The sequence below is a fragment of the Nonomuraea polychroma genome, from assembly GCF_004011505.1.
GTDB classification, from domain to species: Bacteria; Actinomycetota; Actinomycetes; order Streptosporangiales; family Streptosporangiaceae; genus Nonomuraea; species Nonomuraea polychroma.
Window position 1 is genome coordinate 10933863 of the sequence record NZ_SAUN01000001.1, and the last position, 16662, is coordinate 10950524.

At 71.1% G+C, this 16662-nt stretch carries 14 protein-coding genes; 4 read left to right on the top strand and 10 right to left on the bottom strand.

The window, feature by feature from the left end; translation table 11 throughout:
- Positions 1–50: 50 nt before the first annotated feature.
- The 4 genes from EDD27_RS51085 to EDD27_RS51100 form a co-directional block, all read right to left on the bottom strand.
- Positions 51–851 carry a F0F1 ATP synthase subunit A gene (locus EDD27_RS51085; protein ID WP_241564698.1) on the bottom strand — a complete coding sequence of 267 codons (801 nt, stop codon included), beginning with the start codon at positions 849–851 and terminating at the stop codon, positions 51–53.
- Between the two features lie 73 nt (positions 852–924).
- Complete coding sequence (locus EDD27_RS51090; protein WP_127939917.1) at positions 925–1701, bottom strand: ABC transporter permease subunit; 777 nt, start codon at positions 1699–1701, stop codon at positions 925–927.
- Entirely contained in the window at positions 1698–3275 is a 1578-nt protein-coding gene (locus EDD27_RS51095) for an ABC transporter permease subunit (protein ID WP_127939918.1), read from the bottom strand. Before EDD27_RS51095 ends, EDD27_RS51090 begins: the two co-directional genes overlap by 4 nt.
- The gene (locus EDD27_RS51100; RefSeq protein ID WP_206642024.1) at positions 3272–4189 is read right to left on the bottom strand and encodes an ATP-binding cassette domain-containing protein; all 918 of its coding nucleotides are present in this window, start codon (positions 4187–4189) and stop codon (positions 3272–3274) included. The genes EDD27_RS51095 and EDD27_RS51100 overlap by 4 nt, the downstream gene beginning before the upstream one ends.
- Before the next feature lie 331 nt (positions 4190–4520).
- Here EDD27_RS51100 and EDD27_RS56150 point away from each other — a divergent pair, with 331 nt between their 5' ends.
- Together EDD27_RS56150 and EDD27_RS51110 are read left to right on the top strand one after the other, a co-directional pair.
- Complete coding sequence (locus EDD27_RS56150; RefSeq protein WP_206642025.1) at positions 4521–5876, top strand: sensor histidine kinase; 1356 nt, start codon at positions 4521–4523, stop codon at positions 5874–5876.
- Positions 5873–6532: a response regulator gene (locus EDD27_RS51110; protein WP_127939920.1), complete on the top strand. Its 660-nt coding sequence runs from the start codon at positions 5873–5875 to the stop codon at positions 6530–6532. Before EDD27_RS56150 ends, EDD27_RS51110 begins: the two co-directional genes overlap by 4 nt.
- Position 6533: 1 nt before the next feature.
- On the opposite strand, the gene rhaS is transcribed toward EDD27_RS51110, so the two are convergent.
- From rhaS to EDD27_RS51135, 5 genes are all read right to left on the bottom strand, one after another.
- On the bottom strand, positions 6534–7598 hold the full coding sequence (gene rhaS / locus EDD27_RS51115) for a rhamnose ABC transporter substrate-binding protein (protein ID WP_241564699.1): 1065 nt from the start codon (positions 7596–7598) through the stop codon (positions 6534–6536).
- 11 nt (positions 7599–7609) lie between these two features.
- Positions 7610–8635, bottom strand: coding sequence for an ABC transporter permease (locus tag EDD27_RS51120; RefSeq protein WP_127939921.1), 1026 nt, complete (start codon positions 8633–8635; stop codon positions 7610–7612).
- Positions 8625–9659 (bottom strand): ABC transporter permease, encoded by a 1035-nt coding sequence (locus EDD27_RS51125; RefSeq protein WP_127939922.1) that lies wholly within the window; start codon positions 9657–9659, stop codon positions 8625–8627. Before EDD27_RS51125 ends, EDD27_RS51120 begins: the two co-directional genes overlap by 11 nt.
- A gap of 25 nt (positions 9660–9684) precedes the next feature.
- The gene (locus tag EDD27_RS51130; RefSeq protein WP_127939923.1) at positions 9685–11181 is read right to left on the bottom strand and encodes a sugar ABC transporter ATP-binding protein; all 1497 of its coding nucleotides are present in this window, start codon (positions 11179–11181) and stop codon (positions 9685–9687) included.
- Positions 11182–11307: 126 nt separating this feature from the next.
- Positions 11308–12279, bottom strand: a complete 972-nt coding sequence (locus tag EDD27_RS51135; RefSeq protein ID WP_127939924.1) for an AraC family transcriptional regulator — start codon at positions 12277–12279, stop codon at positions 11308–11310.
- Positions 12280–12385: 106 nt separating this feature from the next.
- Between EDD27_RS51135 and EDD27_RS57540 the strand changes: the two genes are divergently transcribed.
- On the top strand, positions 12386–14113 hold the full coding sequence (locus EDD27_RS57540; protein ID WP_241564700.1) for an alcohol dehydrogenase catalytic domain-containing protein: 1728 nt from the start codon (positions 12386–12388) through the stop codon (positions 14111–14113).
- Between the two features lie 9 nt (positions 14114–14122).
- Positions 14123–14686: an NADPH-dependent FMN reductase gene (locus EDD27_RS51150; protein ID WP_127939925.1), complete on the top strand. Its 564-nt coding sequence runs from the start codon at positions 14123–14125 to the stop codon at positions 14684–14686.
- Here the strand turns inward: EDD27_RS51150 and EDD27_RS51155 are convergent.
- Entirely contained in the window at positions 14670–16637 is a 1968-nt protein-coding gene (locus tag EDD27_RS51155) for an acetoacetate--CoA ligase (RefSeq protein ID WP_127939926.1), read from the bottom strand. The two genes, EDD27_RS51150 and EDD27_RS51155, sit on opposite strands and share 17 nt — an antisense overlap.
- Between the last annotated feature and the right edge of the window lie 25 nt (positions 16638–16662).

Genomic DNA, 16662 nt, shown 5'->3' on the forward strand with positions numbered 1-16662 from the left:
TTCCGCACGTCACCGCGACGGGCCTGCGCCCGTTGGCCGGGTTGCCGGGGCTAGTGGCCGCCGCGTAGGCCGCTGGCCACGAACATGCCTGCGAGCAGGGCGAACAGGAACGCCTGCAGAAACTGGATCAGCAGCTCGAACGCGGTCATCAGCACCGTCATCAGCACCCCGAGCACCCCGAGCCCCGCGCCCAGCGGGGTGAGCCGCTCGAACAGGAACCAGAAACCCACCGAGCTGAAGAAGGCCAGGATGATGTGGCCGGCGAACATGTTCGCGAACAGCCGGACGAAGTGCGTGAACAGTGAGGTGATGAACACCTCGGCCAGGATCATCGGCGCGTAGAGCCCGTATGCCCAGCCGGGCAGGCCCTCCAGGTGCACGATGCCTCTCAGATAGCCGCGTACGCCGTGGTGCCGGACGCCGAGGTAGATCTTGATTCCGTACACGGTGAGCGCCAGCACCAGGGGGAAGGCGATGTGCGCGGCGAGGGGGAACTGGATGAGCGGGATGACGCCCATCAGGTTCCAGACGAGCACGGTCAGGAAAACGGTGAGGAGGAAGCCCATCCAGCGGTCGGAGTCCTGGCCGAGGTTGGGCTTGGCGATCTGCTCGCGTACGAAGACGTACGCGTACTCGCCGAGGCTCTGCCAGCCCCGTGGCACGAGCTTCGGCTTGGCGAACGCGGCCCAGCACAGCGCCATGACGACGATGGCGCTGAGCAGGGCGATCAGCACCGGCTTGGTGAACCATTCAGGCCCGCCGGGGATGATCGGGGAGAACTCGAAGAGTTCGAGGCCCGGGGCTTGCCACTGGCCGGGGGAGGGGGAGGTGATCAGGATCGTCGTCCGCACGGCGGTCCCTTCTGGAGTTGTTGGAGCCCCACCTTAGCGTCCGAATTGTCCGGTCCTTATGGGCGGTTTTCGGTCAGGCGTCACGCCGCCGGAGCAGCACCCAGCCGGTCAGCAACGCCGCGAACGCCCATACGGTGAGCACTCCCAGTCCCGCCCAGGGACCAAGGGGCAGGAGGGTGGCGTCAGTGGTGGCCTGGATGGCCAGCCCGGCGTTCGTCGGCGAGATGCTCCAGAGGAAACGCTGCGCCTCCTCGTCGCCGACCATGTGGATGGCCAGCGGGAACAGGTAGAGCAGGCTGAGCACGACGCCGGTGGCCGTCGCGGAGTCGCGTACGGCGATGGCGACGCCCACGCTGAGCAGCGCGATCAGCCCGAGATAGAGCACCGAGCCGGCGGCGGCGCGCAGCGTCGGCCCGTCGGCCAGGGACAGCGGCGCGTAGCCGTGAGCGGCGGTGAAGCCGCTCCCCGGCAGGAGCAGCCGCCCGGCCAGCACGCAGCCGAGCACCGCGACCGTCCCGGCGACCAGCGTCAGGCCGGTGAGCACGCTCGCCTTGGCGGCCAGCATGGTGGCCCTGCGCGGCATCGCGGTGAGGCTGGTGCCGATCAGGCCGGTGCTGTATTCGCCGCAGACCGCGAGAACGGCCAGCAGGGCGACCATGGCCTGGCCCAGTTGCACGCCCATGAGGCCGAGCCGGGTGGCGTCGTGGCCGCAGCCGGCCGACCCGCAGGTCACGGCGCCGGCCGCCACGGCGCTCATCGACACGGTCAGCACGACCATCCCGGCCAGCAGCCAGCCGGGCCCCGGCATGGTACGCAGCTTCGTCCACTCGGCGTGGATCTCCCGCCTCATACGTCGCTCCGGCGCAGCCGGCGCACTGCCAGGACGAGGGCCAGCGCCGCGTACCCGCACGTCACCGCGAAACCGGCCCACGGCGCCAGCGGGTAGTAGCCGGCCCCCGGCGCGTAGTGGGAGATCACCTGCGGGTACTCGGGGACACTCTGCTGGATCGCGAATCCGGCGGCAGGCGTGATCCGCAGCAGCCAGTCCGACACGTTCTCGGGCAGGATCGATGCGGTCGCCAGAACGTACGGGACCAGGATCGCCGCGATGGCCACGATGACCGCCATGGCGCTGCGCCGGAACAACGCACCCAGGGCGAGGGAGAACACGGCGATCACGGCGAGCAGTGCCGCGACGCCGGCGACCACACGCAGTTCGGTGAGCGTGGACACCGGCAGCGTGAAGATGTTGTTGCTTCGCAGGATCCGCCGGCCGAGCGGGAGAACGAGGGCGGCGGCCGCCAGCCCTGCGACGAAGGTCACCGCGCCGATCACGACGGCCTTGGCGACCAGCACCCGGCCGCGCCGCGGGCTGGCGAGCAGTGTCGTGCGGATCAGCTGCCGCCGGTATTCGCCGGTCACGAACAGCACCGCCACCACGATCACCGCGATCAGTCCGGCCATGGCGCCGGTCAGCGTGCGTTCGATGGTGGCGTCGACCGTGAGCGGCGCGATGTCCCCGACCCCGGTGATGGTGAACGTGCCGCCGGAGCGCTCCAGCCTGCCCGGGTGATGGGGCGTCACACCGTCGAGCCCCGTCGTGACTCCGATGTCGTCGATCTTCCAGGTGGCGCCGGTTCCCTTCCCTCGCATGCTGACCTGGTCCATGACGGCGGTGGCTTCCGCGAACCGGGACGCGGCGATGGACCCGCCGATGGTGTTCGGGGTAACTGTCAGGTCGCCGGGAGAGGCGGCGAACAGCCCGATGCGGACCTGAGTGGGCAGCCCGGCCAGGCGGGCAGTGCCGACCCGGGTCCACTGTCTGCCGTCGGGCGACTCCTCGCCGGTGATCGTGTCGCCCGTGCGGGTCAGCCGCAGCCAGCGCGGGGACTCCGCCGATACGCCGCCAGGGCGCCCCGCCACATCCTCGGTGAAGTTGTGCTGCATCCGCACACCGTGGCTGCCCGTCACCATCATGGCCGCGTAGGGAGCGCCCTGCTTGGTGCTCTCCTTGATCATGACGCCGGCTTTCGCCCAGGGCACAACGCCGGTGACGGTGTTCCTGACTCCGGGGGTGACGTCGGGCTTGCGGATCTCGCCGGTCATGGAGTTCACGCGTACGGTGATGGTGCCGTCCCCGTCCAGCGGCTGGTGCACGAAGTAGAACCTGTCCTCCACGGCCTCGCCGCCGGGCCCGAGGATGGGAGCGGGACACGGCTCCTCGACCGGCCCCTTCATGCACGAGGAGTGGCTGCCCGTGGCGGACAGCAGCCCGAGCCCCACGATGAGCAGCGCCGCGACCGCCATGCCGGCCACCCAGCCGCGGACGGTACGGAACTTGGTCCACTCCGCGCGCAGCAGCTGCGCGAAGCCGTCGCGTCCGGCTCGCAGGCCCGAGCGGTAGGGGGTGACCGCGCTGCTCATCGGGCCGCTCCACGGAATTCGACGGCGTCCCTGGTCAGGTCCAGGTACGCCTCCTCCAGCGTCGCGCGGTGCGCGCTCACCTCGGAGAACGGAATCGACTGGGCGCCCAGCAGGCGCACGATGTGCTCGGCCGCCAGCCCGGACACGGTGATCGTGTCGCGGTCGGTGACGGTGACCGTGCCGCCGGCCTGAGCCAGTGCCTGCATCGCCGCGGGCCGTTCCGGCGTACGGAGCGTCACGCGGCCGTCGGACGCGGCCGCGATCAGGTCGGCCACGCTGGTGTCCGCCACCACCCGGCCCCGGCCCACCACCACGAGATGGCCGGCAGTGTCCTGGAGCTCGCTCATCAGGTGGCTGGACACCAGCACGGCACGTCCCTCGGCGGCCAGCGCGCGCAGGAAGCCGCGCATCCACACGATGCCCTCGGGGTCGAGGCCGTTGAACGGTTCGTCGAGCATGAGCACCGATGGGTCGCCGAGCAGCGCCGCGGCGATGCCGAGCCGCTGGCGCATGCCGAGCGAGAACCCGCCTGCCTTGCGCTTGGCCGCAGACTCCAGCCCGACCTGCGCCACCACCTCGTTCACCCGCCCGGCGCCCAGCCCTTGGGAGTGGGCCAGCCAGAGCAGGTGGTTGCGCGCGGTGCGGCTCGGCTGCAGCGCGCCGGCGTCCAGCAACGCGCCGACGTGGCGCAGGGGGGTGCGCAGGCTCGTGTACGGCCGGCCGCCGATCAGGGCGCGGCCCTCGTCGGGCGCGTCCAGGCCGAGGATCGTCCGCATCGTGGTGGATTTGCCGGCGCCGTTCGGCCCGACGAAACCGGTGACCTGGCCGGGCTGGACGGTGAAGGTCATCCCGTCCAGCGCCAGGGTCCGGCCGAACCGCTTGCGCAGCCCGCTGACTTCGATGGTTGCTTCCACGCCAGGCAGACTAGGCATCCGGCGTGGCCGCGGTCGTCACGCGGCGGAGCGATCCGGGTTGTCACTGGCGGCAGCTACGGGGGGTCCCTCGTGTGAGGGATGTCAGGATGCGGCGGGGGCCGTGACAATGGCTTCCGTGGAGCGCGCGCGAGACCGGGGCTGGACCTGGCGAGGACACCGGGACCAGGACCGGCCTGGGCCGGGGCGCCGGGATGAGGGTCGGTCTGGGCTGGGGCGCCGGGACCAGGACAGGTCTGGGCCGGGGTGCCGGGATGAGGGTCGGTCTGGGCTGGGGCGCCGGATCGCGGGTGCGTTCTCGGGCGGCCCCACGGTGGTCCCGCGCCTGGCCGTCGGAGTGCTGCTTGCACTGCTCGTGCTGCTCGGGCTGGCCGAGTCGATCACAGGGGGCAGCGAGACGCAGCCGGTCATCGGGCACACGGTGAGCGCGCCGGCCGGCGATCCGGCGGCCCGCACCGGTGGCCCGCCCCCTACCGGCGCCACCGACGCGGGGGCCGTGGACGCGCCGGCGAACGGCGCTTTCCCGCCGTCTGAGGGCACCCGGGACGGGTTGCCGCAGGGTGCGCCGCTCACCATCCTGGTGTTCCCGTTGCTCGCCCTGGCCACGACGCTTCCGCTGCTCCTGCTCTGGGGACAGCCGCTCCTGGCCGCCGTCCTGATCTGTGCGGCGAGTGTGTTGTCGATCGCAGGGTTCCACACGCTGACCGTGGCCGGTGTGATCGCGCTGCTGGTCGCCGCCTACCGGTGCGGCCGTCACGCGTCGCCGGCCCCGGCCGTGCTGGTCACCGTGCCGTTCCCGATGCTGGCTGTGGCGCTGGAGGCGACCGGCGCGACGGGCGGCGGCCAGGTACGGGTCCTCACGCTGGTGGTGGCCTGTCTGGCCCCCGCCGCGGCGCTGGGCGGGATCGCGCGGCGGGCTCGTCGCAAGGCCATGGCCGACACCGTCGTGAGGCAGGTTGTCGCGGACAGCCTGCTGGAGCACACCGCCCGTGGCGAGCGCGCGCGGATTGCCCGTGAGCTGCACGATGTCGTCGCGCACCACATCTCCATGGTGGCCGTGCAGGCGGAGACCGCCCGGCTGGCGGTTCCGGGGATGCCCGCCGCCGGAGCGGAGCGGTTGCTGGCGATCGGTGACACCGCCAGGGCGGCGCTGACCGAGATGCGGCGGCTGCTCGGTGTGCTGCGCGAGGACGCGCAGGCGGAAGCGACCTGGCGGCCGCAGCCAGGCCTGCGTCTGCACGAGCTCAACGAGTTGCTCGACGAGTCACGCGAGGCGTCGGGGGCCGTGACCCGGCTGATACTCCGCGGCACGCCGGTCGAGCTCGATCCGGGGGTGGAGCTGGCGGCGTACCGGATCATCCAGGAGGCGCTCACCAACGCGCGGCGGCACGCGGCAGGGGCCGCCGTGGATGTGGAGCTGCACTACACTGACGACGCTCTGAGGCTGGCGGTCCGTGACAACGGGCCAGGACCGTCCGACGAGGGGACGGCCGGACACGGGCTGGCGGGCATGCGGGAGCGTGCCGCGGCCGTGGGCGGTGAGCTGCGCACCGGTCCCGCACCTGGCGGCGGCTTCCTCGTCGAGGCGCGACTGCCTGGAAAGGACGCCGACGACGCGTCCATGACAGGCAACACCCCCGCGAGAGGAAAGGACGCCAGCGCCCCATGATCCGTGTGGTCATCGCCGACGATCATCTGGTCGTCCGGACCGGGTTCGCCGAGTTGCTCGACACCCAGCCGGACTTCGAGGTCGCCGGCACCGCCGCCGACGGGGCGGAGGCGGTGCGGATCTGCCGGGAGCTGGCCCCCGACGTCGTGCTCATGGACGTGCGCATGCCGGGTATGGGCGGGATCGAGGCCACCAGGCAGCTCGCCGGAGCCGGTGCTGAGGGGCCGCGGGTGCTCATCCTGACGACGTTCGACCTGGACGAGTACGTCTACGACGCGCTGCGCGCCGGAGCCAGCGGCTTCCTGCTCAAGGACGTCACCGCCGAACGGCTCTTCGACGCGGTACGCGTGATCGCCGGCGGCGAGGCGCTGCTGGCCCCGGCGGTCACCAAGCGGCTGATCAGTGAGTTCGCCCGCCTGGGCCCGAGATCGGAGGCGCCCGCGCTGTCGACGCTGACGCCGCGCGAGACGCAGGTGCTCCGGCTCGTCGCCGAAGGGCTGTCCAATCCGGAGATAGCGGCCCGGCTGGTGGTCACGGAGGAGACGGTCAAGACCCACGTCAGCCGGGTCCTGAACAAGCTAGGGCTGCGCGACAGGACGCAGGCCGTCGTCGCCGCGTACGAGTCGGGCCTGGTCGTGCCGCGCAGCCGGTCATGACCTAGAAGTCGAAGTCGTCAATGTTGTCCTTGTTGAACACGGTCGGCTTGCCGAGCAGCACCTCACCCTTGGCCCCGATCGTGTACTCGCCCAGCTTGCCCGCCTTGAACTTCTCGCCCTCGGCGCCGGTGATCTGCCCAGAGGCCAGGGCGGCGCCCGCGTACGAGGCCAGGTAGCCCAGGTCGGCAGGGTTCCACAGCTCGAAGGCGTCGATCGTGCCGTCCTTGACGAACTTGCGCAGCTGGTTCGGCGTGCCGAGCCCGGTCAGCTTGACCTTGCCCTTGTACGGCGAGTCCGACAGGTAGCGGGCGGCCGCGGCGATGCCCACGGTCGTGGGGGAGATGATGCCCGCCAGGTCCGGGTACGAGCGCAGGAGGCCCTGGGTCTCGGTGAAGGACTTCTGGTCGTCGTCGTTGCCGTAGGCGACCTTGACCAGCTCCATGTCCTTGTACTCGGGCTTCTTGAGCTCGTCCTTCATGAACTCGATCCAGGTGTTCTGGTTGGTCGCGTTCGGCGTGGCGGACAGGATGGCGATCTTGCCCTTGTGCCCGATCTGCTCGGCCAGGAGCTGCACCTCGGTACGGCCGAGGTCCTCGGGGCTGGCCTGGTTGACGAACACGTCGCGGCCCTCGGGGGCGGTGTCGGAGTCGTAGCTGACGACCTTGATGCCGGCGGCCCTGGCCTGCTTGAGCGCGGGCACGACGGCGTTGGGGTCGTTGGCGGAGATGACGATGGCGTCCTGCTCCTGCTGGATCAGCGTGTTGATGTAGGACACCTGCGAGGAGGCGCTGGCCTCGGACGGGCCGACCTCCTTGCCCTCGCCGCCGAACTCCTTGGCGGCCTCGATGCCGCCGTTGTCGGCGATCGTGAAGTACGGGTTGTTCACCTGCTTCGGCAGGAAGGCGATCTTCAATCCCTGCTTGAGCGGGGCGTTCGGGTTGGCCGCGGCCGACGACGCAGCGGTGGCCGGGGCGGAGGACTGCTGCTGTTGCACGTCGCTCCTGGTGGTGCCGCCGCACGCGGCGGTCATCAGGACGAGTCCGGCCAGGAGCGCTGTATGACGCATTCCCATTTTCATCATGGGGACTTCCCTTCCATTTGTGGTGATGTGCGCCGTCGCCAGACCGCCCCCAAGTTAGGCGCCAGCACGGACGCGACGAGCAGCAGACCCGTCACGAAGTTGAGCACCTCGTTGGCCACGTCCGCCAGGATCAGGGCGTTGCGGACGACGCCGAGGAGCAGGACCGCCATGAGGACGCCGGGCAGTGAGCCGCGGCCGCCGAAGATCGACACTCCGCCCAGCAGCACGGCGGCCACGACGGCCAGCTCCAGGCCGACGCCGTTGTCGGCGCGGGCGCTGGCGTACCGGAACGTGTAGACCAGCGAGGCGAGCGAGGCCATGACCCCGGAGGCCACGAACAACCAGAACTTGATGCGCTTGACCCGGACGCCGGAGAAGTACGCCGCCTCCTCGTTCGAGCCCAGCGCGAAGATCGACCGGCCGAGACCCGTCGCGTGCAGCACCACGGCCGCCACCGCCGCCAGCAGCGCCACCAGCACCGTCATCAGCGGCACCGGGCCGATCGAGGCCGTCGCCAGGCTCGTGTAGGCCGGCGGCAGGTCGGCCACCGCCTGGTCGCCCAGCATCACGTACGCCAGGCCGCGGAAGAGGGCGAACGTCCCGATGGTCACCGCCAGGGAGGGGAGGCCGAGGCGGGTGACCAGCAGGCCGTTGAACGCGCCGCACAGGGCGCCGACCAGCAGGCAGATCGGCATGATCGCCTCGATCGGCAGCCCGGCGTTCCACAGCCAGCCCAGCACGGCGCAGGACAGGCCGAGCGTGGAGGCCACGGACAAGTCGATCTCTGCGGCCACGATGACCAGGGTCATGGTCAGGGCCATGAGGGCGATCTCGGTGGTGTCGAGCAGCAGGAACGAGACGTTGGAGCCGTTGGCGAACCCGTCCACGCCCAGCGACGCCCAGACGACGACGCCGACGAGCAGCGCGAGGATGAGCGTCTCCCACCGGCGGAGCAGGTCAGTGGTCGCCGACTGCCGGAGCTGGTCCGTGGTCGGCGACTGGCGGAGCTGGTCAGTGGTCATCGCGGAACCTCCGGCGGCGGAGTGCGGCGGCCACCCGCAGGGCGAGCAGCCTGTCGAGGACGATGGCGGCGATCAGCAGGGCGCCGTTGATGGCGGTCTGGGCGAGCGCGTCCACGCGGAGCACGGCCAGCGCGCTCGTGATGCTCGCCAGCAGCAACGCCCCCAGGGCGGCCCCGTAGACCGTGCCGCTGCCGCCGAAGATCGCCACGCCGCCCACCACGACGGCGGCGATCACGTCGAGTTCCTTGCCGGTGGCCACGGTCGCGTCGACGGTGCCGAAGCGGGCCGCCCACATGACGCCGGCGAGTCCCGCCAGCGCCCCGTTGGCGACGAACGCCGCCATGATCCGGCGCCGTACCTGGATCCCGGCCAGCACCGCGGCCTCGGGGTTGGAGCCGATGGCGTACAGCTCGCGGCCGGCGCGCAGGTTGCGCAGCATCCAGCCGACGACCAGCAGGACGGCCAGGGCGACCAGCGCGAGCAGCGGCATCCCGAGCACCGAGCTCGAGCCCAGGGACAGGAAGCCGTCGGGCATGTCGGCCGCGTTCACCTGCCGGCCGCCCGCCCAGGCGTAGTCGATGCCGCGGAAGGCGTACAGGGTGCCGAGCGTGGCCACCAGGGCGGGCACCTTGGCCACCCCGACGAGCAGCCCGTTGATCGCCCCGCATGCCGCGCCGAGCACCACGCACCCGGCGATCACGACGGGGATCGGCACGCCGGGGTTGTCGGCGAGGACGAGCGCGCCCCCGAACGCCGACAGCCCGACCACCGAGCTGACCGACAGGTCCACGTTCCGGGTGATCACGACGAGTGTCTGGCCGACGGCGAGCATGGCCACGATGGCGGAATTGAGCAGGATGTCACGCAGGCTGCCGTAGGTCAGGAAGCTCGGGTTCACCGCCCCCGTGACGCCGAACAGGGCGGCGAGCGCGGCCAGGATGCCCAGCTCACGCACCCGCGCGACCATGTCGACGAGCCGCCGGCCGCCGTTGCGCGTGGGGCGGCGGGTCGCGGTGGCGGTCATCCGACATCCCTCCTTTCAGTGGTGGTCATGCCGCGCTCCTTCCGGTCGCAGCGGCCATCACGTTCTCCTCGGTGGCCTGCGCGCGGTCGATCTCGGCGACCAGCCGTCCTTCATGCATGACCAGCACCCGGTCCGCCATGCCCAGCACCTCGGGCAGCTCCGACGAGATCATCAGCACCGCCACCCCGGTCCCGGCCAGCTCCGACAGCAGCCGGTGCACCTCGGCCTTGGTGCCCACGTCGATGCCCCGGGTGGGCTCGTCCACGATGATCACCGACGGCTTGCGTGCCAGCCACTTGGCGAGCACGACCTTCTGCTGGTTGCCGCCGGACAGCACGTTCACCGGGTCCGTCAGCCGGGCGAACTTCAGTTGCAGGCGCACCGCCCAGTCCTTGGCCCGCTGCCGCTCGGCGAGCCGAGAGATCAGCGGCCCCCGGTGGAGGGCGGCCAGCCCGGCCAGGCCGATGTTGCGTTCGATCGACAGGTCCATGACCAGCCCCTGCTGGCGGCGGTCCTCGGGGACCAGCGCCAGCCCGGCGGCCATGGCCGCCGTGGGGCTGGCCGGCCGCAGCCGCTTGCCGTCCACCTCGACGCTGCCGGCGTCCCACCGGTCGATGCCGAACACGGCCCTGGCGACCTCGCTGCGCCCGGCTCCCACGAGCCCGGCCAGCGCCACGATCTCGCCCCGCCGCACCTCGAACGACACGTCGGTGAAGACGCCCTCGCGGGTGAGCCTGCGCACGCTCAGCGCCACCTCGCCGACGCTCGTCTCCTGCTTGGGGAACAGGGCGTCCAGCTCCCTGCCCACCATGCGGCGCACCAGGTCGTCGGGCGTGATGTCGGCGATCAGGTCACTGGCGACGAAGCCGCCGTCGCGCAGGGTCGTGACCCGCTGGCACAGCTCGAACATCTCCTCCAGCCGGTGCGAGATGAACAGCAGCGCGCACCCCTGCTCGCGCAGCGCCTTGGCCACGCCGAACAGCCGGGCGACCTCCTTGCCGGACAGCGCGGCGGTCGGCTCGTCCATGATGAGCACCCGGGCCTGCCGCGACAGCGCCTTGGCGATCTCCACGAGCTGCTGGTCGGCGATCGACAGCCCGCGGGCCGGCTGGTCGGGGTCGAGTTGCACGCCCAGCCTGGTGAACAACTCGGCAGCGTTCGCGCGCATGGTCCGCCGGTCGATGCCGAGGCGGCCACGGGGCTGACGCCCCATGAAGATGTTCTCGGTGACCGACAGGTCGGGGAACAGGGTCGGCTCCTGGTAGATCACCGCGACCCCGGCCTGCTGGGCGTCGGCGGGGCCGCCGAATTCGACCGGCGCGCCGTCCAGCAGGATCTGCCCGGAGTCGGGCCGGTGCACGCCCGAGAGGATCTTCACGAGCGTGGACTTGCCCGCGCCGTTCTCGCCGGCGAGGGCATGGACCTCGCCCGCATGCAGTTCTAGAGAGACCTCGCGTACGGCCCGCACCGCGCCGAACGCCTTGCTGACCCGTGAGAGGGACAGCACGGGAGTATTTGGCATGCCACACCCTGGCAAAATCGTTTTAATCGGTGGATGGAAAGTAAGGCAGCAACCAGCGGCGCGTCAATGCCCTGTTAAGTCGAGCTTTCCGGAAAGTTGCGATGTGTCCGGGCTTTAGGCTGATTGTTACGTTTTAACAACGTCTCTGATGGGCAGGGCGGCAGCCGATGGCGCCGAGCAGGGGTTGCGGCGATACCTGCCGGGTGCCAGGCCGTACTCACGCTTGAACGCGTTGGCGAAGGCGAACTCCGAGCCGTAGCCGACCCGGGCGGAGATCTCGCCCAGCGGGGCGTCGGACTCCTGCAGCAGCCGGGCGGCGGTGGCCAGGCGCCACCACGTGAGATACGTCAGCGGCGGCTGGCCGACCAGCGTGGTGAAGCGGCGGGCGAACGCGGCCCGCGACAGCCCCGCCCGCCCCGCCAGCTCCGCCACCGTCCACGGGTGCGCGGGGTCGCGGTGCATGGCGTCGAGCGCGGCGCTGATGCTCGGGTCGGACAGAGCCAGTGCCCAGCCGGTGAGCTCGCACTGGCCGTTGTCGGCGTCGAACCTGGCCCGCAGGATGTACAGCAGGAGCATGTCCAGGAGTGACGAGACGATCGTGTCGGCGCCGAGGCGCGGTTGCCTGATCTCCGCGCCCAGGAGATCCACCGCGGCCCGCAGTTCCGAGTGGAGCCCGAGCTGGGCCGGCAGGTGGATCAGCTCCGGCAGCTCGCGCAGGACCGGGTGCGCGCGGGCGGGATCGAGCTGGTAGCCGCCGCACAGCAGGATCGTGGCCGGGCCCGAGCCGCCCACCGAAGCGGACTCGAACAGGCCTCCCTCGGCCAGCGGGTCACACTGCGGCTCGGCCACCGGCGTGGCCGGGCTGTCGGCCAGGGCATAGCCGTGCCCGTGCGGGAAGAACAGCACGTCGCCCACCGACAACGCGACCGGCGCCCCGCCGGGCGGCAGGAGCCAGCATGACCCCTGCAGGACCACCTGGAACCCGGCGGATCCGGGAGCGGAGGGAAAGCGCTGGCCCCAGGGGGCGTGCCATTCGATGCGGACCGAACGGGGCCGGCCGGTGCGCATGATGGCGAGCACGTCGCTGAGCACGTCCATATCGGAACTCTAGCTCCTGAGACGACGGCGTATGAATCGCAGATGTCAACGCATTGGCCATCTCGCGGCTCGATCATACGGTTGCTTGCGACAAGAGGAGCGCCTGATGAGTCGAGTTCTGGTCACCGGGGCGACCGGAAAGGTCGGTCGTCACGTGGTGACGCTGTTGGAGGAGGCCGGGGCCGAGGCCGTGGCACTGAGCAGGAGCACCGGGGATCTGAGCGATCCCGGGTCATTGCCGCTGGACGGTGTGGAGGCGGTGTTCCTGGTGTGGCCGTTCGCCACCGCCGAGGGGGCGCGGGCGGTGGTCGAGGCCGTCGCCGGGCGGGCGCGGCGCGCCGGGAGGTCGGTCGGGGCCGGTTGGTCGGGGAAACTCGTCTACCTCTCCTCCGCCGCCCTGCGTGACGGCGAGCGCGAGGTGGAGCGGTTGATCGAGGGGTCAGGCCTGGAGTGGACGTTCCTGCGCCCGCACGCCTTCGCGGCCAACGCCTTGCGGTGGGCGCGGCAGGTGCGGGCGGGAGCGGTACGCGGCGCGTACGGGCAGGCCACCGGCCCGGTGGTGCACGAGCGGGACATCGCCGCCGTGGCCGTGCGGGCGTTGCTGGACGAGGGGCACCACGGCGCGGCGTACGAGCTGACGGGCCCTGACGTGCTCACGCAGGCCGCGCAGGTGCGGATCATCTCCGAGGTCACCGGGATACCCGCCCGCTGGGAGGAGATCCCGCTGGACCGCGCCCGCGCTGACCTCCTGGCCCAGGGCTGGCCGCCCGAGGCGGCGGACGGCGTCCTTCAGGCCCAGGCGAGCCAGGCCCAGGGGAGCCGGGCACAGGGGAGCCGGGCACAGGCATCGGTCACCTCGACGGTCGAGGAGGTCACGAAGAGCCCCGCGAGCACGTTCCGGCAGTGGGTGGTGGAGCACGCCGGCGAGTTCCGGACCCCTCCGAAGGCGGCGCCCACGATGCGGGCGGCACGCATCCACCGGTTCGGTGACGCCTCGGTGATCCGCCAGGACGAAGTTCCCACGCCGCGTCCAGGACCCGGGGAGGTGCTCGTCGAGGTGGCGGCCACCTCGTTCAACCCGTCGGAGGTCGGCCTGCGGTCCGGGCTGCTCCCTGAGGTGTTCCAGGCGACCCTGCCGCACACGCTCGGCTGGGACGTCTCCGGCACGGTCGTCGAGACCGGTGCGGGCGTCACCGCCCTGGCACCGGGGGACCGGGTCTTCGGCATGGTGGGCGGCGCGGCGGCCGAGTACGCGGTCGCCCCCGCGGAGGTCCTGGTCAAGGCGCCGGAGAGCATCCCGCTCGCGGACGCGGCGGCCATCCCCGTGGCGGGGCTCACGGCCTGGCAGGCGATCTTCGAGCACGCCCGCATCACGCCGGACCAGCGCGTGCTGATCAACGGCGCGGGCGGCGGCGTCGGCCGGTTCGCCGTGCCGTTGGCCAAGCTGGCAGGCGCGCACGTGACGGCCACGGCCGGCCCGCGCAGCGCCGATGCGGTGAGACGGACCGGTGCCGACGAAGTCGTCGACTACACCGAGGCTCCGCTGCCCGGCGGCATGGACGTGCTGCTGAACCTGATCCCGGTCCCCGAGGACGCGGCGAAGGCCCTGGCCGGGCTGGGCCGGCTGATCGTCACCATCGCGACCCCCATCGAGGGCGGCACACATTTCGTGATGCGTTACGACCCCGGGCAACTGGCCGCGATGGCGGCCCTGATCGACGAGGGACGTCTCGCGGTCGAGGTCGCGGAGTCACACCCCCTGTCCGAGCTGCCCGAGATCCACCGCAGGGCGGAATCGGGCGACACACACGGAAAAATCATGCTCTATCCCTAAGGACGAGAAATGATCAAGATTGGCATCATCATCGGCAGCGTCCGCCCAGGACGTAACGGTGTGAACGTCGCCCGCTGGGTGCACGACCTGGCCGTCAAGCGCGACGACGCCCACTTCGAGCTGATCGACCTGGCCGACTTCGCCCTGCCGCACCTCGACGAGCCCTTGCCTGCTGCCGTGGGGCAGTACGCCCACGCCCACACCAAGGCGTGGTCGGAGCGTATCGCCGCCTTCGACGGCTTCGTGTTCGTCACGCCGGAGTACAACCACTCCACCTCCGGCGCGCTGAAGAACGCCATCGACTTCCTCTATGCCGAATGGCAGGACAAGGCCGCGGGCTTCGTCGGCTACGGCGCGGACGGCGGCGTACGGGCGACCGAGCACCTCAGGCAGGTGCTCGGCCAGTTGAAGGTCGCCGACGTGCCCGGGCAGGTCTCGCTCTCGCTGCACCACGACTTCGAGAACATGGCGGTGTTCAGCCCGGCCGAGCACCAGGAGGCCATGGTGACGACGATGCTCGACCAGGTCGTCGCCTGGAGCGGCGCGCTGAAGCCGCTCAGGGCCGCGGCCTGAAGTGCTGCAGCACCTCGGGGTTGGCCATGGCGTCGGGATTGGCCGCCTCCTCCACCGGCGTGCCGAGCAGGATCTTGCGTACCGGAACCTCCAGTTTCTTGCCCGACAGAGTGCGGGGGATGCCGGGCACCACGCGGATCTCGTTCGGCACGTGCCGGGGTGACAGTTCCTCGCGCAGAGCCGCGCAGAGCGAGCGTTCCAGGGACTCGGTGAACTCGGCGCCCTCGGCGAGGGTCACGTACAGGAGCAGCCGCCCCTCCTGCCCGAGCTGACCTGTGTCGATCACGAGGCTGTCGGCGATCTCCTCGAACCGCTCGACGACGCGGTAGAACTCGCTGGTGCCCATCCGGACGCCGCCCCGGTTGAGCGTCGAGTCGGAGCGGCCGTAGATCACGCAGCTGCCGTCCTCGTTGATCTTGATCCAGTCGCCGTGCCGCCACACGCCCGGATAGACGTCGAAGTAACTCTCGGCGTACCGCTCGCCGCCGGGGTCGTTCCAGAACATCACCGGCATCGACGGCATCGGCTGCGTCACCACCAGCTCGCCGACCTCGCCGACGATCGGCTTGCCGGCGGGGTCGTACGACTCCACCTTCGCGCCCAGCGACCGGCACGGGATGATCCCCGCCCTGATCGGGTGGAGCATGGTCGCCCCGACGAACCCCGTGCACACGTCCGTGCCGCCGGAGAACGAGCCGATCGGGACCCCGGGCAGCTCGGCCGCCACCCACGCGAACCCCTCGGGCGGCAGCGGGGACCCGGTCGAGCCGACGCCGCGCAGCCGCTCCAGCCCGGACGGCCGCACGGCGGCCTTCAACGAGGCCATGATGTACGGCGCCCCGACTCCGAAGTACGTCACGCCCTCCGAATCGGCGATCCGCCACAGCGCGGCCGGTGACGGATGGGTGGCCGAGCCGTCGTACATCACCGGAGTGGCCCCCACCAGCAGGGCGCCGATGAGGTAGTTCCACATCATCCAGCCTGTGGTGGTGTACCAGAAGAACACATCGCCCTCGCCCAGATCCTGGTGGAACGCGAGCGACTTGAGATGTTCCAGCACCACCCCGCCGTGGCCGTGCACGATCGGCTTCGGCAACCCGGTCGTGCCGCTGGAGTAGAGGATCCAGAGGGGGTGATCGAACGGCACCCGCTCGAACGCCAGCGGCCCCTCCTCGGACCGCAGCCCTTCCCAGCCGATCACCTCGCCGTGCGGCACCTCCTGGGTGTGCGCCGGAGTGGGCTCGGCCTGCTGCGGCGCGCGGCCCTCCTCGGCCGCCGTCAGGTACGGGATCCACACGGTCGCGCGGAGCGAGGGCAGCTCCGCGGCGATCTCGTTGACCGCGGCCGAGCGGTCGTAGCTCTTGCCGTTGTAGTGGTAGCCGTCGACCGCGATCAGCACCTTCGGCTCGATCTGCTTGAACCGGTCGACGATGCTCGGCACCCCGAAGTCCGGCGAGCCGGCCGACCAGATGGCGCCGAGGGAGGCTGTGGCCAGGAAGGCGATCAGGGCCTGCGGGATGTTCGGCAGGTAACCGGCCACCCGGTCGCCCCGCCGCACGCCGAGCCTGACCAGCCCGGCCCGCACCCGTGCGACCTCCTCACGCAGCTCGGCGCAGCTCAGCTCCTGGCGGGCGCCGTCCTCGGAGACGAAGACCAGCGCGGTGCCCTCGGCCCGGCGCAGCGCGTTCTCGGCGTAGTTGAGCGAGCTCCCGGCGAACCACCGGGCCCCGGGCATGGTCCCGGACAGCACCGGCCCGTCGCCGCGCTCCCCGATCACGTCGAAGTAGTCCCAGATCGACGTCCAGAATGCCGCCGGCTGATCGACCGACCACCGCCACACGTCCTCGTAGGACTCGTCCCGCCGTCCCAGCCACTCCAGGTAGCGGGTCAGCCGGGCCCTTTCGACCACCTCTTCGCTCGGCTCCCAGAGAAGCTCGCCCTCAGCAACCATGTCCCCATCCTGTCGCCCGATCAGT

What these genes read in the sequence shown, in the direction of transcription:
- EDD27_RS51150 (WP_127939925.1), top strand. Translation starts at nt 14,123, where the DNA reads ATGATCAAGATTGGCATCATCATCGGCAGCGTCCGCCCAGGACGTAAC.
- EDD27_RS51135 (WP_127939924.1), bottom strand. Translation starts at nt 12,279, where the DNA reads ATGGACGTGCTCAGCGACGTGCTCGCCATCATGCGCACCGGCCGGCCC.
- EDD27_RS51125 (WP_127939922.1), bottom strand. Translation starts at nt 9,659, where the DNA reads ATGACCGCCACCGCGACCCGCCGCCCCACGCGCAACGGCGGCCGGCGG.
- EDD27_RS51090 (WP_127939917.1), bottom strand. Translation starts at nt 1,701, where the DNA reads ATGAGGCGGGAGATCCACGCCGAGTGGACGAAGCTGCGTACCATGCCG.
- EDD27_RS51110 (WP_127939920.1), top strand. Translation starts at nt 5,873, where the DNA reads ATGATCCGTGTGGTCATCGCCGACGATCATCTGGTCGTCCGGACCGGG.
- EDD27_RS51095 (WP_127939918.1), bottom strand. Translation starts at nt 3,275, where the DNA reads ATGAGCAGCGCGGTCACCCCCTACCGCTCGGGCCTGCGAGCCGGACGC.
- EDD27_RS51130 (WP_127939923.1), bottom strand. Translation starts at nt 11,181, where the DNA reads ATGCCAAATACTCCCGTGCTGTCCCTCTCACGGGTCAGCAAGGCGTTC.
- rhaS (WP_241564699.1), bottom strand. Translation starts at nt 7,598, where the DNA reads ATGCGTCATACAGCGCTCCTGGCCGGACTCGTCCTGATGACCGCCGCG.
- EDD27_RS57540 (WP_241564700.1), top strand. Translation starts at nt 12,386, where the DNA reads ATGAGTCGAGTTCTGGTCACCGGGGCGACCGGAAAGGTCGGTCGTCAC.
- EDD27_RS51120 (WP_127939921.1), bottom strand. Translation starts at nt 8,635, where the DNA reads ATGACCACTGACCAGCTCCGCCAGTCGCCGACCACGGACCAGCTCCGG.
- EDD27_RS51155 (WP_127939926.1), bottom strand. Translation starts at nt 16,637, where the DNA reads ATGGTTGCTGAGGGCGAGCTTCTCTGGGAGCCGAGCGAAGAGGTGGTC.